This is a genomic window from Novosphingobium sp. PC22D (assembly GCF_002556635.1).
In the GTDB taxonomy this organism is placed as follows: Bacteria; Pseudomonadota; Alphaproteobacteria; order Sphingomonadales; family Sphingomonadaceae; genus Novosphingobium.
Genome location: NZ_MWMO01000006.1, coordinates 128,435 through 144,086, shown reverse-complemented (window position 1 = coordinate 144,086; position 15,652 = coordinate 128,435). Strand labels below are relative to the sequence as shown.

Genomic DNA, 15,652 nt, shown 5'->3' with positions numbered 1-15,652 from the left:
TCGATTGGTGCGCCGTGAGGTTCCCGCAAGGTTCGCTGCGCGGCAGCTTGGGGCAGCTCGGAGTGCAAGTTGTGGTCAGCGCTGCCGATCCATACGAGTTGGCGGCGATACAATAACCTCTGTCCGGTTCGCGCACATTTGGCATGCTGCTGAAAGACCCGCTGTCGTTGTCAGCAAGACAGGCGCAAAGCCGCCCCCGATCGTCCGCATATTCGTCGTCTGTCCTTGGTACAGCCTCGCTGCAACCAGGAGAATACGCCCTTCGTAAGTGTAGAGGCGCACATCGATCTTGCGCCGCTGCTTCTCGCCGTCGAATTCGATAAGGCGCTCGCTTGGAGCGACATAGGCCTGCGCCACATAGTCGCCCTGGCAAATCTCCTGCCAGACCGTTCTCGTCAGTTTGTCTCCGCGATAGGCGGCCCGGCTGCCGAAACCCGACGAGGGCTTGAAAAAGAATTGCTTTCGATTGCTCCAGAAGCGATCGGTGCGATCGGGCGTGACACGTTCGGTGGCTGGAACGCCTGCGGATAGAATCCGGATCAGGGCCGGATCTACCCCCCATTCAGCAAGCAAGGTTGAATCGGAAAGGAGCGTCAAATTGCGTTTGTCGGCAAACAAAGCGTGGTTGTGGGGATTGGGCGTCACGACAACCGAAGCATCATCATAAGCTGCGCGCAGCGCCGCATGTTCGGGTTGTTCGAGCGAAAAATCCGTCAATCGGTTGTAAACGAGATCGATACGCGTACCGCTTCGCCGAAGGCAGCCGTCGCGATATTCCAGTTCTGACGGGTCGGCGATCCAAACCTCGTGGCCATGACGCTGCAGTAACCGCTGCATCAGGAGAAATTCCGGGTAGAGATATTGTTCTCCCGGACGATCATCGACGATCGCGATCGTCGCGGGAGATCCGGTCTCGTGCTGGTGACGCCATTCTTTTGCGAACATCTCGGCAATATCCGTGTCGAAAGCCGTCATATCCATAAATTCCGGGGTGATAGCATCACTACAGCAAGAACGTTGGGCGCGCGCGAGCGCGGCATTCAGGATGGCCCCGCCGGCATTGGTGTTGATTTCAATGAGCGCCGGCCCGTTGCGTCCGAGGTGAAAATCATATCCCATGAAAACCCCTCTCGGTCCGAAGTCGCGCACAGCGCCCGCCGGCGTCCAGGCAAGTACCGCCGCGCCATAGGCGGGATGACGAATAACGGCCTCGATCGCCTCGACAATGCGCTGCATTTGGACGAGTTCGGCCGCGTCAAGAAATACTGCGACATCGGCGAAAAGATGGGGGCGCGACTCGATCAACCTGCTGTAAAACGCGGCATCGCCCGTCTCCTGTATCAGAGCCGCGGCTAAGGCTGCTCGATCCAGCGTCATGCAAACGCAGCCGACGTTCAGCGGCGCGGATGGCACAAGCGAGGGTTCCGAGTTCCTTGTCATTCTTATAAGATCCTCTGTCCGGGATGAACTGATGCCAGATCAGTCCCTTCGGGTTAAGTTGCCATGGCGGCTTCTCCCCGGCCAGCGGAGGCGGCCTGTTTGTCCTGGTGGGACTCCTGCCCGAAACGTGGTAGTTTGTTGATCAGTCCGCCATCTCCGCTTCGTGTGCGACTGACGTTTTTTTGCAGTATGTGCATCGGTGCCGTTCCTCAGCTGTCGCCGTCCGCCGGGGATACCCGGTCAGGCCAGTCCCGATGCCGACGAGATGTTCGCGGGCATGGCGGGTATCTGCCGGCTAACGCCACCGGGAAGACTGCAGCAGCCGAACTGTAATTTTAATGTGAGCTGCGCGTCTATTCATAGGCTTCTGGTCATGCCCTTCGTCTCGTGCTTTGGATTGGAGCATCATCGGAGGACATGTCAGGTACCGAGGAGGTTAGGTGATCTCGCGTATATCATTGCCGCCCAGGCGATGGTTGCTGCTTGGACGTCTGAAATCGACATTTTCCTGCCCGGAAGGAGGTTCCGATGCCACATTTCCAAACCAATGGCAGCTCAGGCCGCGCACCGATCCGAGCCTTCTTTCCCGATAGTTTGCCACCCATGAGAAGGGCTGAAAAGCAGCGCTCCGAGATTCTGGCCTGCCTCGACGATGATCCAAACTGCCACGTCGTTGCCCGACATGCGCTGGCGCTGGCGGCCATCTTCGGTTTGCCGGTAACATTTGCGCACGTTTCAGAATCGAAGCGCAACGCCGAATTGCCTGCCGATCCTCTTGATTGGCGCCTTCACCTGAACGAATGCGGCGAGCGGCTTGACCGGATCATCACTGAGGTACGCGGCCCGGAGATGGACATCGGCCGGTTGCTGCTAACCGGGTCCCCCGCACAGCAGCTCAACGGCTGGGCGCAGGACCATGCCGGGGCACTGCTCGCATTGGCGACGCGCAGCTATGAGACAGAGGGCTCCACGGGACTGGGTAGCACCGTGCAGAAAATTCTCGATCGGGCCTTGGCTTCGCTGCTGCTGATTCCCGGCGAGGCTGATGGCGCCGAGACGGTAGCCTATCGAAGGCTGGTCCTTCCGCTCGATGGTTCTCCGCAAGCGGAAAGCGTGCTGCCGGTCGCCGTAAGCATAGCGCGCGCGCAAGGAGCCGAACTGATCCTGACCCATGTCGTTGCCAAAGCCGAAACCATCGACCATGGTCTGCCTCATGCGGGTTCTGGCGAGCTATGCAGCAGGCTCAAGGATCATAATGAGGCGCGTGCGCGCAGCTATCTGGAAAGACTGCGGACACGGCTCTTGAACGAAGGCCTTGCCGTCCGGGCCGTCGTGGAATCAGATGGTGATCCCCGTAATCGGCTGCGTCGTCTTGCCATTCAGCACGATGCGGACCTGCTCGTCGTCTCATCGCATGGCCACAGCAACCTCAGCGATGTCGCATGCGGCAGTGTCACTGAATATCTCGCGAAACACGCTCCGTGCCCGGTGCTGATCATTCGCCCAAATTTCCATATAAACGCGGCAGAACGTATTCTTGAGGGCCCGAGTCTCGTGTCTTCGGGACGCAGTCAACTCGCGCAATAGTGGCAGACGTTTCACCGGAATCCGTGGCGCTCCTTCACGCGGCTGAGGAACTTAGCCAGACACACCGCATCTCGACTGCCAGCCCGCGACCGATTCCGGCCTGGTCCCAGGTTGGCGCGGTCGCTCAATGGCTGCATGATGCGCGTCTGGCATGCACGACCGCTGCTCCCGAAGCGAGCAAGGCTGCCGAATGGCTGTTGGACAACGACTATCAGGTGCACCGTGCGCTGCGGCAGATAGAACAGGATCTCCCCGCAAGCTTCTACGAGCGGTTGCCTGCTTTGGCTGACGATGGGGGCGCAGCCTCGCCACGTGTGTTTGTCCTCGCGCATCACCTGCTGCGTCTCACACGAATGCAGATCTCCTCGGGGACTCTGGTCCGATTTCTGCAGAGCTATCAGCGAAAGTCACCGCTATCGATTGCCGAACTGTGGGCCTTTCCCACGATGCTTCGTATCGCCTGCGTCGAGATTCTCGTTTCCACGCTCACGCAAATATTTTGCGATTGCCTGACCGTGCCGTTTCGCCCGTCACACTGGGCGACCGAACCGCATGCGCTCGAGGCGACGGAGCAGGTCGGGCGCGCGATCGCCAATCTTGGGCTCATCGAAGCGATTTCCTGGGAGGATTTCTTCGATCAGGTCAGCTGCGTCGAAGACATTCTCCGAACCGATCCGTCAGGCTTCTATGAGCGAATGGATTTCGAGAGCCGCGACCGGTATCGGCGCGTCGTCGAGGAACTTGCGCGCTATGCTGCGAAGGGTGAAGCCGAGGTTGCGCGGGGCGCAGTCGATGCGGCGAAGTCGGCGCAAGCCGAGCTGCCGCAACGTCACGTCGGCTATTGGCTTGTCGGGGACGGGCGCGCTGTGTTCCGGCGCCAACTTGGCGCGCGTCTCCCCTTGGCTAAGCGCTGGCGAAATGCAGCGCTTCAAAATCCCGGCCTGTTTTACTTCTCGGCGCTCGTCGTTTTCTGGGCTGGCGCCCTGTTTCTGCCCGCGTCTTACCTGTGGTGGATCGATTCCAGACTTCCTGGCTGGCTCGGCGGTCTCTCCCTGACGCTCATTCCGGCGTCGGTGCTGGCAATCACTCTGCTTCACTGGGCGATCACGCGGATTTTCCCGCCGCGCGTGCTCAACAAGCTCGATTGCAGCGAGGGGTTGCCGGGAGATTGTCCGACCTTGATCGTCATTCCGACGATTGTTGCGCGTGCGTCCGAGGTGCCAGTCTTCATTGAACAGATGGAGACTCATTGGCTCTCTAATCTTGATCCGATGCTGCAAATTGTTCTGCTGGCCGATCTCGCTGACGCTGATACGGAGCACACCCCCCTCGATGACGACATCGAACAGGCGCTCAGCGAGGGGGTCCGCGCGCTCAACGCGCGATACGCGGGCACTGGCGGCGGTCCGTTCCACCTGCTGCTGCGACCCAGGCGCTATAATCCGGCCGAGGGCTGCTGGCTCGCCTGGGAGCGGAAGCGCGGGAAGCTCGAACAGTTCAACCGCATGCTGGTGGACGGCGACTCTTCGGCTTTTTCCCTTCATGTTGGCGATCGTCCCGTTCCCACGGGCGTGCGGTTCGTCGTTACCGTCGATGGTGACACGATCCTGCCGGCCGGATCGGTGTCCAAGCTGGTCGGCGCGCTTGCGCACCCGCTCAACCGGGCGCAGATAGACCCCGCAACCGGTGCGATCACCAGCGGCTATTCGATCATCCAGCCGCGGGTGGAAATATCGCCGCAGAGTGGCTCGCGAACGCTGTTTGCGCGTCTGTTCACGGGTGATACGTCGATCGATATCTACAGCCGCGCGGTCTCGGACGTCTATCAGGATCTGTTCGGGGCCGGAATCTTTGTCGGGAAAGGTATATACGATGTAGAGGCCTTTCACCGTAGCGTTGACGCTCGCGTTCCCGAGAATGCCATTCTCAGCCATGATCTGTTTGAGGGTGCGCACGGCCGGGTTGCGCTTGCGACCGATATCGTTCTCTACGAAGGGTTCCCGCGCAGCTATCTTGAATATGCGCGCCGGCTGCACCGTTGGATTCGCGGAGACTGGCAGCTCTTGCCATGGCTTGCTCCCAAGGTTCCAACGGCTGAGGGGACAAAGGTCGCAAACCGCCTCTCGGGCATTGATCGCTGGAAGATCGCCGACAATCTTCGCCGTAGCCTTGTGGCACCAGCCACATTTCTTCTTGCCCTGGCGGGGTGGCTGGTGCTTCCGGGGCAAGCCTGGTTCTGGACATTGCTTGTCTTCTTCACACCGGCCGGACAGCTATTCGCCGATCTGGTCAGCGGGCTCGCGCGCGGACAGCGGCGCGGGTCGGCGCACGGGCTGCTTCCGCAACTTCGTGACCAGGCGGGGCGCTGGCTTCTGGCCATCGTCTATCTGCCTCACGAAGCTCTCTTGTCGCTACGGGCGATCGGGCTCACGCTCTGGCGGCTGCTTGTCACCCGTCGCAAACTGCTCGAATGGACGACTGCAGCCCATGAGGCGGCGCGTCTGCGCGCGCACCGCACCCGGGCGCGAATTTGGCGCCAGATGTGGCTCGGCCCGACGGTCAGCGTTGGACTTGCCATGGGATTGGTGGTGATGCGGCCGGACACACTCCTGTCGGCACTCCCGCTCCTCATCATCTGGATAGTTGCGCCCGAAATCACCTGGTTCATTGGACAGCAGCGCCAGGAGGAGCGCGAGCCGATTTCACCTGGCGACACAATCTTTCTTCGGATGCTCGCGCGCAGGACCTGGTTTTATTTCGAGACTTTTGCCGGTCCCGAGGACAATTGGCTGCCGCCTGACAATTATCAAGGCGCTCCTCACGAGGAGCTAGCCCATCGCACATCTCCGACCAATATCGGGATGCTGCTTCTTTCGACTGCAACGGCCTGGGATCTCGGTTACCTGGGACGAACAGAACTGGCTGCCAGGACCGCGAACCTGTTTGGATCGCTCGCCCGCATGGAGCGCTATCGCGGTCATTTCTATAACTGGTATGATACCAGAACGTTGGCGCCGCTGGAGCCACGCTACGTCTCGACCGTCGACAGCGGAAATCTCGCAGTTTGCCTAGTTGCCTATGCGGAGGCGCTGCATAATGCGTGCGAGGGAAACCGCCTCGAAGCCCAACGCTGGGACGGCCTCGTCGATGTGCTCGACCTGCTCGACGAAACGGCCGCGGGATGGAACGGCGAGGCTTTGCGGCAATGGACAAGTGACATCCGCGCCCGCATCATGTCACTGAAACAGGCGCCGGAAAGCTGGACCAACGGGCTTCGCGAACTTTGCGAGACTCGCATTCCGCAACTCGAGCACGCCCTGGCCAAAGTGATCGAGGCTGCGTCTTCACCGCCAATGGATGTGTTGCGCGACATGCACGGATTTCTCGACAGGCTTCGCTATCAGTCACGCTCTATGTGGAACGATGCTGAAACAAGCGCGCCCCCTGCCAATGACCTGATTCATCTCGCAGACCAGGCGCGCGAATTGGCCTATGCCATGGAATTCAAGCCTCTTTTTGACGAAGATCGGCGCCTCTTCCGGATCGGATATAATGCGAGTTCCGGCCGAGCCGATCTACATTATTACGATCTCCTTGCATCGGAAGCCCGTCTTGCCAGCTTTTTCGCGATCGCCAAGGGTGATGTGCCCGTTGAACACTGGTTTCATCTTGGTCGTGCCCTGACGCGGGCAGACGGCGGACTTCTGCTGATCTCCTGGAACGGCTCGATGTTCGAATATCTGATGCCGCGCATGTTGCTCAGTTCGAGAACACACACGCTGCTCGGCGAGAGTGAACGGCGCGCCGTTGAAATCCAGCGACGCTATGGGGAGAGCCACCGACTTCCTTGGGGCATTTCCGAGTCCGCATATTCCGCGCGAGATCCCGAGCATCACTATCGGTACCAGGCCTTCGGAGTGCCCGCGCTTGGTCTGAAGCGGGGACTTGGTCGCGATATGGTAATTGCTCCTTATGCGTCGGCTCTTGGGTTGCCCGTCGCGCCAACTCAAGCTGTGGCCAATCTGAAAGAGCTCGTCCGGCTTGGCGCCAGCGGCCGCTACGGTCTTTTCGAAGCGCTCGATTTCACGTCTGATCGAGTGTCGCAGGGCAAATTCACCGCTGTCCATGCCTACATGGCACACCACCAGGGAATGATTCTGAGTTCCATTGGCAATGTGTTGCTCGACGATATTCTTGTGCACCGCTTCACTGCGGATCCGAGAATGCGGACGGTCTCGCTGCTGCTCAGCGAGCGCGTTCCGCACGAAATTTCTGCGGAGATGGAGCGGCTCGAGGAACGCGACCGTCCCCTTGGACGAGGGGCGCCGCTGCGGATTCCCGCAGCCTGGACGTCACCGCCGGCCAGTGCCTTTCCGCAGGTCCACCTGCTGGGGAATGGTCCCCTGTCGAGCTGGATCTCGGAAGCCGGCGGCGGGGGCCTGCGCTGGCACCACAACGCGCTCACGCGTTTCGTCGCCGATGGCACGCGGGATGCCAACGGCTATTGGATCTATCTGGCCGACGATGAGAGCGGGGCCTTGTGGTCGGCGGCGCGACAGCCCACGGGCGCGCTGCCCGAGGAGTACCGCGTCACCTTTCATCCCCATATGGCGGAATTTCACCGACGCGATCACGGGATTGCGCTAAACCTCGAGGTGGCGGTCATCGCGGGCGACGACATCGAGGTTCGGCGCCTCACGCTTGTCAATGAAAGTCCCCAAGCGCGAGGATTGCGTGTGACGAGCTACGGCGAAGTCGTCCTCGGTGCGCCAATGGATGACGAGCGGCACCCCGCCTTCAGCAAGCTATTCGTTGGCAGCGAATATCTCGCCCACTTGGGCGGTTTGTTGTTCCGCCGGCGCGCCCGTGCGCCACATGAGACACCGCCCCTGCTTCTGCACTTCGCGGTCGATGCTCAAGGTCCGGTCCAGCCGTTGGGCTATGAATCGGACCGCAATCGGTTTATTGGCCGAAACGGAGATATGCGCTTCCCGCCGGGCGCGCGGATGGCTCTTTCGAACAGTTCGGGTTGGACTTTGGACCCGATCATGGCGCTGCAACTCGGGGTTAAACTACAGCCCTATGAGACGCGCGAACTCTGCTTCCTGACTGTGGCAGCCGCAACCAGAGAGGGCGCGGTTGACCTGGCGGAACGCTATTCGACCCTGGCAGCGGTCAACTGGGCATTGCACGACGCCCTTGGAGCGAACGCGCGCGCCCTTGAGCGTGTCCAGATTGAGTCCGCCAGCCTGCCGGCGCTACAGGCGCTCGCGTCGCTCCTTGTCTATCCGCATGGAGCGCTGCGCGGTGATGCCGCCACGCTCAACGCCAACCGCTTTGGGCAATCACACCTGTGGGGAATGGCTCTGTCCGGCGACCTCCCGATCTTGTTGTTGCGAACCACAGGGACCGGCGGCTTGCTGGCGCAACAACTGATCGGCGGCCATCAGCTATGGCGACGCCATGGGCTTCAGGTCGATCTTGTGATCCTTCAGACTGGTGGGTCGGCTTATGTCGAGCCGATCCGGGACGACGTTGTTGCTCTGCTCCGGCAGATCGGTGCAACGGAAATGCTTGGCCGCAAAGGCGGCATTCACCTTCTCTTTCGTGACCAGATCGGACCGGACCAAGTGAAACTGCTGGAGAGCGCTGCCTGCGTTATCCTTGATGAGGAGAGGGGGGCACTGGAGGACCAGCTGTTTCCGGCGTTTGAGGCGCCCCCATCGCTGCCGCGCTTTTCGGCAGCGCTTCCGTTCGATCGGACTGCCGTTGATGTGCTGGAACGCCCTAAGGATCTTCGCTTCGACAATGGGTTCGGCGGTTTCACGCCGGATGGACGAGAATATGTCATCCACCTCGATCCTGGTGAAGCCACGCCCGCACCTTGGTGCAATGTCCTCGCCAACGATGAGTTCGGCACACTGGTCAGCGAAGCCGGTGGGGGCTTCAGTTGGGCGATCAACAGCGGTGAGAACCGCCTGACGCCCTGGACAAACGATCCCGTGTCGGACCCGCCTGTCGAGACCCTCTATCTGCGTGATGAAGAAACCGCCTCGGTCTGGACCGTGACGCCTGCGCCCGCAGGGCATTCGTCGGCTTGTCAGGTGCGGCATGGAGCCGGCTACACGCGATGGACGCAGAAGTCGCACGGGCTGGACCAGGAAATGCTGGTGTTCGTTCCCTTGGAGGCTCCGGTGAAAATCGTCCGGTTGCGGCTCTGCAACCTTGAGAACCGGCACCGGCGTCTGACCTCGACCTACTATGCCGAATGGCTGCTGGGAGCGCTCCCAAGCATCGCACGGCCCCATATCGTGTGTGATTATGATCCAGCCGCGCAGGCGCTTCTGGCCATGAATCGCTGGAATGAGGATTTCGCGGAACGGGTTGCGTTTCTCACCTCAAGCCGGCCTCCCCATGGGTACACATGCGATCGTCGCGAATTTCTCGGGCCGGAGGGCGACCCATCTGACCCGGACGCACTGCGACGCTGGGGCTTGAGCGGCAAGCTCGTGGCGGGAGGCGATCCGTGTGGCGCCTATCAGGTTCATCTGGAGCTCGCTCCTGGCGCGAGCGAGGAAGTCATCTTCGTCCTGGGGCAAGGAGCAGATCACGCCTCGGCAAGACAACTGGCACGGCGCTGGAGCTCGTCTCATGCGGCCGAGCAGGCCCTGCAAACGCTTGAGCGTCACTGGAACGGCATCCTGGGTGCTGTCGAAGTGTCCACGCCCGACCCAGCCTTCGATCTCATGGTCAATCGCTGGCTTATTTATCAGAGCCTGTCGTCGCGTGTGCTCGCCCGAACCGGTTTCTATCAGTCCAGCGGTGCAATCGGCTTTCGCGATCAGCTGCAGGACGTGCTGGCGCTGCTCCACATCGAGCCAGAACGAACCCGCGCGCATATCCTCCAATGCGCCGGGCATCAGTTCACGCAGGGCGACGTCCTCCATTGGTGGCACCCGCCCTCGGATCGAGGGGTGCGGACACGTTGTTCTGACGACCTCATTTGGCTGCCCTATGCGGTCGGCACCTATGTGCAGGCCACGGGCGATCTCACCATCCTCGATGAAGAGATTCCCTTCCTGGATGCGCCGCCGCTCAAACCTGAGGAGGAAAACCGCTACGCTCGCTTTGATGCAGCGGGCACCCTGCGGCCGCTGATTGATCATTGCGAACGGGCCCTGGAGCATGGGTTGACTGCAGGTTCCAACGGGTTGCCGCTCATGGGCGCCGGTGATTGGAATGACGGAATGGACAGATTGGGTCGCGAGGGCCGTGGCGAGAGCATCTGGCTCGCTTGGTTCGGCTCGGTCACTGCGGACCTGTTTGCCGATGTCAGCAGGCGCGCCGGACGAGGAATGAGCGCATTGCGTTGGGCCGAGCGGGCGCGGGAACTGCGAGAACGTGCCGAAGAAGCTGGATGGGACGGCGCATGGTATCGGCGCGCCTATGATGACGAAGGACATCCGCTCGGTTCGGCGACCAATGACGAGTGCCGGATTGATTCCATTTCTCAGTCCTGGGCGGCCTTTGCGGGTGCTGAACCAGAGCGCGTGCGGCAGGCATTGGACGCTGCGTGGCGGGAACTGGTGAGTTCGGAACACAAGCTGGCGCGCCTCCTCTGGCCGGCTTTCGACAAGGGCGCGCGCGATCCGGGTTATATCAAGGCCTATCCGCCGGGCATTCGCGAAAACGGGGGGCAATATTCGCATGCCGCCGCCTGGCTTGGCATGGCGTTTGCCGAACAAGGGGAGTCCGACAAGGCGTTCGCCATCTTCGATATGATCAATCCCGTTCGACGCTCCGACGAGAAGGCAAAGGCGGAACGCTATGCGCTCGAGCCCTATGTCGTCGCGGGCGATATCTCTGCCGCCGATCCCCATAGCGGGCGCGGCGGCTGGAGCTGGTATACCGGGGCGGCAGGATGGGCGTGGCGTCTAGCTGTCGAGGGCATTCTGGGCTTGAGACTTGTCGATGGCCACCTGACGATTGCACCGTCCATTCCTCCCTCGTGGGGCGGCTTCCGAGCCGTTTTGCGCGGTCCCGCCGGCACGATTTCGGTGCACGTCGACGATCCCGATCATCTGGGGCGTGGAAACGTGGAACTCACCGTCAATGGCGTGCGCCGGGGGACAGACGGTATCCCATTCCCGACAGATGGCGCTGAGATCGAAGTCAGGGCGCGACTGGCGACTTGAGAATACCGCGCCGGCCGATCCTGTGACCGCGCCTTTGTCGTGCAGCGCGGAGCAGGTGCAATCTGTTGGAGTCAGCAACGGGAAGTCCTGGCGACAAGGAAGGCAAGAGGCTTCACCGGATCGCAGGAGACAAATGGAGACAACAAATGAAAGCAGCCAGTGAACAGCGCCCGCCACTCACGATCTCGGCCTCGCCGAGGTGCTATTGCGGCGTTGTTTCGATCGAAGTCAAAGCGGGGCAAACATGAGTATTGCCGCGCAACTGCTGCTCGGCGCACTGGTGGTGGCGGTGACGATGATCGCGCAGGCGGGCTTTGTTGCCGCGGCCTTCGCCGCATCAGACCACCTCGTGCCCCCGCGCCTTCGGAGTAGCCGGCTGGCAAGCATGCTGATGCTCGCGGCCGCAACGATCTGGATGCTGGCCGCACTGACCTTCGCGGCATGGTTGTGGGCCGGTCTGTTCCTGTGGCTCGGCGCTTTCGGCTCGCTTGAGCCGGCGCTCTATTTCGCCACCGTGTCACTCACGACATTGGGTTTTGGAGACGTCGTTCTTGCTGAGGATGTCCGGCTCCTGTCTGCGGTTGTCGCCGCCAACGGCCTGATCATGTTCGGCCTCAGTACGGCGTTCCTGATCGAATTTGTCAGCGATGTGCGCGAGGAGGAGGAAGAGCGGATCATTGAAAAGGGTCCGTAGAGGGAGGAGGGTCCGAATTTCGGAACGCCCTCACAGAACAGAATAATTTTCGCGTCACCAACACCTTTCCTCACACTGGAGAGCCGACAGCCGCCACGGGACAAAATGCGGAGGCTCTCGAGGCGAAGCCGTCACAGGCGCCCGGATCGGGCAATCGCGCGCGAGAGGCGCAGCGTATACCATAGCGCGAGGAAATAGCCGACCAGAGCGAGCAGGGGCATGCCCAGGATGCGCGGGCCGATGCTATGCTGCATGAGCAGCGACGAGGCAATGTATAGTCCGAGGGTTACGAGAGCCAGCGCAAGCCGGTTGCCCGTGCGTTCCAGACCGGCTTCGGTTCGCTCGATCTGCGGCAGATGAATCTGAAGCGCGGGATGAAACCCCTCCCGCCGGACCTCGGAAAGCCACGCCGCAGCGGCGCCTGGCAGGTCATAAACCGCAAGGCCAGCCTCAAATCTCAGTCGCGAAAGCGCTGCATGTGACGGACCCTCGGCCAGGGCCATGATTGCAGCGTTGCCCCTTTCAATGAGGGTATCGAGAACATTCATCGCCGGGTCGAGCGTATGCAATGCATGCTCGACAAGAAACAGGGCTCGCATGAGGACAATCAGATAATGGGGCAACAGTACAGACTCCCTGTTACCCAGCCGCGAAATACGAAGGAACAGGTCCGCCATCGACCATTGCCGCATCGGAAGCGACGCGTATTCGGTCAGGAGCTCCTCTAAGCCGTGGACGATTGCCTGCCGTTCACCGGAGATCCGTAGCAGTCCGAGTTCGACTGCCGCATCTAGCATCCAGTCGGCATCCTGATGAATAAAGGCTTGAACGAACAGCGCCAGCCGCCGCCGCGTCGCATGGTCGAGCTGGCCGGTCAGTCCGAAATCATGAAAGCAGATTGTTCCAGCGTCCATGAAGAAGAGGTTCCCGGGATGGGGATCGCCATGGAAGAAACCCAATACGAAGATCTGGTGCAGATAGATTTCTACGAGGTTGGCGGCGTAGCGAGGCCCAGAGCCGGCCAGGGCCGCATCGGAGAGCAGGCGGCCTGAGGAGAATTCCTGGACAAGCACGGTTTCGGAGATGAGGTCATCGATAACTTCGGGGACGTGGACCGTTTCCCAATCCGCAAATGCATCGGCGAAACGGCGAACGGCTCGTGCTTCGAGCCGGAAGTCGGTCTCGCGGCGCAGATTTGTCCAGATCTCATGCGCCAGGCGCACTGGCTCGAAGCGCGCGATTCTGGAGGACAGGGCGCACAGCAGGCGCAGCAGCCCTATCAGCGCGCGCATGTCACGATCGATCTGCGACCTTATCCGCGGGCGTCGCACCTTGATGATCGCTTCGCGGCCGTCCGGCATTTGGGCACGGTGCACCTGCGCGATCGATGCGGCGGCGAGCGGGGTCTCGTCAAATGAACTGAACAGGTCGTGGATTGGCTTGCCGAGGCCAGTCTCGATCTCATGCCTGGCGGCGGCCTGCGGGAATGGCCTGGCGTCCGCCTGAAGCTTGCTCAGCGCCGCAATGTACCGGTCGGGCAAAAGGTCGCGGCGCAGGCTGAGCCCCTGGCCGACCTTGATAAAGGTCGGGCCCAGGCGCTCAAGGGTCGCGCGCAGCCGATCAGGCAGCGTCGAACGGTTGTCCGTGCCGCTTCGGAGTCGTTCGTAAACAGCAACGATCAGGAGACCGAACACCGCTCCGCCGATGCGCAAGAACCTTGCAGCTAGCATTATCGATGCCCGCCTCTTCGTTCGCCACCATGGCCGCCTAAACGCGCCCCTTCAAATCGGTGCGCGCAAATCCATGCTTTGCTCGGGGCAAAGGTCGCGTCCAGGTCAAGTGCTCATAGACACTCGCCCAGTAGAGGCCGAATGCGCCGCCGAACAACAATTCCTCGAGCGGTATTCCGACAGGCAGCAGCCCCGAAAGTGCCGGCAAGTTCCAGACATGTTCGATGTAGCCCTGTGCGCTGAACCGAAGGCCAATCATGAAGATTGCGTAGAAGGCGAGGAAAAGCAGACCGCCATAGAGCGTCTTGGCACCAAGATCCGGGCGGCACAGAACTGCGGCTCCAGCCCCGGCCGCCATGGCGATCACAGCCGGGTAGATTGGATTCCACCCCAGCGTGAGCAGCGGCAGGAAGACCACAACCGGCACTGCCAGCGCGAAGCGATGGAACCGGTGCGGGCCATGCGGCGAAACCGGGCGTGTGACCCGCCGTGCCGCCAGATTATAGAGCACCGCGCCGATCCCGCCGATGCTGAATGAAAAGATGATGCTCTCCAGATCAAAGCCGGTCCTTTGTGCGAGATCGAAGAGGCTCGGTGGAGACCAATAGGCCGGCACGAACAGCGGCTCGCTCAAACCGAAGGGCGCGGTACCGAGCGCAGCCCGCAGCATCAGCGTCCTGTGCTCACGAAATGAGCCGTAGATGACGATAAATGCCAGGAGAAAGGCCAGTGCCCAAAATAGCCAGATGTAGTGATAGCCGGTCACGCGCGTTGCCGGAATTGCAACGGTGCGTCTACCGGTTCGCTGCGATCGTAATCGGTGATGTAGTCGCGGGTCAGGGGGACCGCGTCCCGGCGATGGGCCAGTTGCAGCTGGAACACCATCAGCGGCCCGTGGCGGAACAGCATTTCGCAGGCCGCAAGGTAAAATTCCCACATACGGCAGAAACGTTCGTCATAGAGTTCAGCCGCTTCGGCGCGCCGTGCCTGGAACCGTTCGTGCCAGTGCCTCAGCGTATCGGCATAATGCACCCGCAGGATCTCGATGTCGGTGATCCACAAGCCCGACTTTTCGACGGCTGCCACCACCTCCGACAATGCCGGGATATACCCGCCGGGGAAGATATATTTGCTTATCCAGGGATCGGCGCCTCCGGGCGGCTCCATGCGCCCGATCGAGTGGATGAGCGCAACGCCATCGGGTTTGAGTGTGCGTGCCACCGATTTGAAGAAGGTGGAATAATCCGGCGGTCCGACATGTTCGAACATTCCGACCGAGACGACCCGGTCGTAAAGACCCATCTCCTCACGATAATCCCGGAGTTCGAACCGGACCTGGCGGGAGAGGCCCGCCGCCTCGGCGCGCGCGCGTGCAGCCGCGAGCTGTTCGGTCGAGAGCGTGACGCCCGTTACATTCGCCTTCGCCGCCTGCGCAAGCTCAAGCGCGAGCCCGCCCCAGCCCGAACCGATATCGAGCACCTCGCATCCGGGCTCGAGCAGCAGCTTTGCGGCCAGATGCCGTTTCTTGGCCGCCTGTGCTTCCTCGAGCGTCTCGTCCCCGGAGGGGAAATAGGCGCAGGAATATTGGCGATCGGAATCGAGAAACAGATCATAGAGCGCGCCCGAGAGATCATAGTGATGCGCGACGTTGGCGCGCGCGCGGCGGTGATGGTTGCGCGGGCCTCGGTTGCGGCCGGTCCTCGCCCGCAGGCGCTGGATCGGATGGCGATCGAACGCCTCCAGCCCGTCGATCGCCAGATGGAGAAGGTCGTGAAGCGAGCCACGCTCCAGCGTCAGCGCGCCCTCCATATAGGCCTCTCCGAACGCGAGCGAGGGATTGAGCGCGAGGCGCAGAGGCAGCTTCGGGTCGCGCAGGCGCACGGCCACTTGGGGGCCGGGACGATGGCCGAGGAATTCATGCGATCGTCCACGATGATCGATGACGGTCAACTGCCCCGTTCGGATCATGGAGTGAAGCAACCGCGAAAGTAACGGAAAGGAACGCG

Annotated in this window: 7 protein-coding genes; 3 read left to right on the top strand and 4 right to left on the bottom strand. The window is 61.3% G+C overall.

The genetic code is table 11. The annotated features are described in order from the left end of the window. Positions 1 to 75: 75 nt before the first annotated feature. Positions 76 to 1,440 (bottom strand): hypothetical protein, encoded by a 1,365-nt coding sequence (locus tag B2G71_RS11650; protein ID WP_206049379.1) that lies wholly within the window; start codon positions 1,438 to 1,440, stop codon positions 76 to 78. Positions 1,441 to 1,968: 528 nt separating this feature from the next. On the opposite strand from B2G71_RS11650, the gene B2G71_RS11645 reads away from it, so the two are divergent. The 3 genes from B2G71_RS11645 to B2G71_RS11635 all read left to right on the top strand — a co-directional run bounded on the left by B2G71_RS11645 (position 1,969) and on the right by B2G71_RS11635 (position 11,916). Then, a complete protein-coding gene (locus B2G71_RS11645; RefSeq protein ID WP_098105940.1) occupies positions 1,969 to 3,027 on the top strand; it encodes a universal stress protein in 1,059 nt (352 codons plus the stop codon). Between the two features lie 197 nt (positions 3,028 to 3,224). Beyond that, entirely contained in the window at positions 3,225 to 11,222 is a 7,998-nt protein-coding gene (locus B2G71_RS11640) for a glucoamylase family protein (RefSeq protein ID WP_240530124.1), read from the top strand. A 244-nt stretch (positions 11,223 to 11,466) separates the two neighbouring features. Then, positions 11,467 to 11,916, top strand: a complete 450-nt coding sequence (locus tag B2G71_RS11635; protein WP_098105939.1) for an ion channel — start codon at positions 11,467 to 11,469, stop codon at positions 11,914 to 11,916. Between the two features lie 131 nt (positions 11,917 to 12,047). Here B2G71_RS11635 and B2G71_RS11630 read toward each other — a convergent pair whose 3' ends face one another. The 3 genes from B2G71_RS11630 to B2G71_RS11620 are packed head-to-tail and all read right to left on the bottom strand — an operon-like array spanning position 12,048 to position 15,614. Beyond that, entirely contained in the window at positions 12,048 to 13,646 is a 1,599-nt protein-coding gene (locus B2G71_RS11630; RefSeq protein WP_098105938.1) for an AarF/UbiB family protein, read from the bottom strand. Positions 13,647 to 13,683: 37 nt separating this feature from the next. Beyond that, positions 13,684 to 14,412, bottom strand: a complete 729-nt coding sequence (locus tag B2G71_RS11625; RefSeq protein WP_098105937.1) for a lycopene cyclase domain-containing protein — start codon at positions 14,410 to 14,412, stop codon at positions 13,684 to 13,686. Then, positions 14,409 to 15,614 carry a cyclopropane-fatty-acyl-phospholipid synthase family protein gene (locus B2G71_RS11620; RefSeq protein ID WP_098105936.1) on the bottom strand — a complete coding sequence of 402 codons (1,206 nt, stop codon included), beginning with the start codon at positions 15,612 to 15,614 and terminating at the stop codon, positions 14,409 to 14,411. The genes B2G71_RS11625 and B2G71_RS11620 overlap by 4 nt, the downstream gene beginning before the upstream one ends. Positions 15,615 to 15,652: the final 38 nt, after the last annotated feature.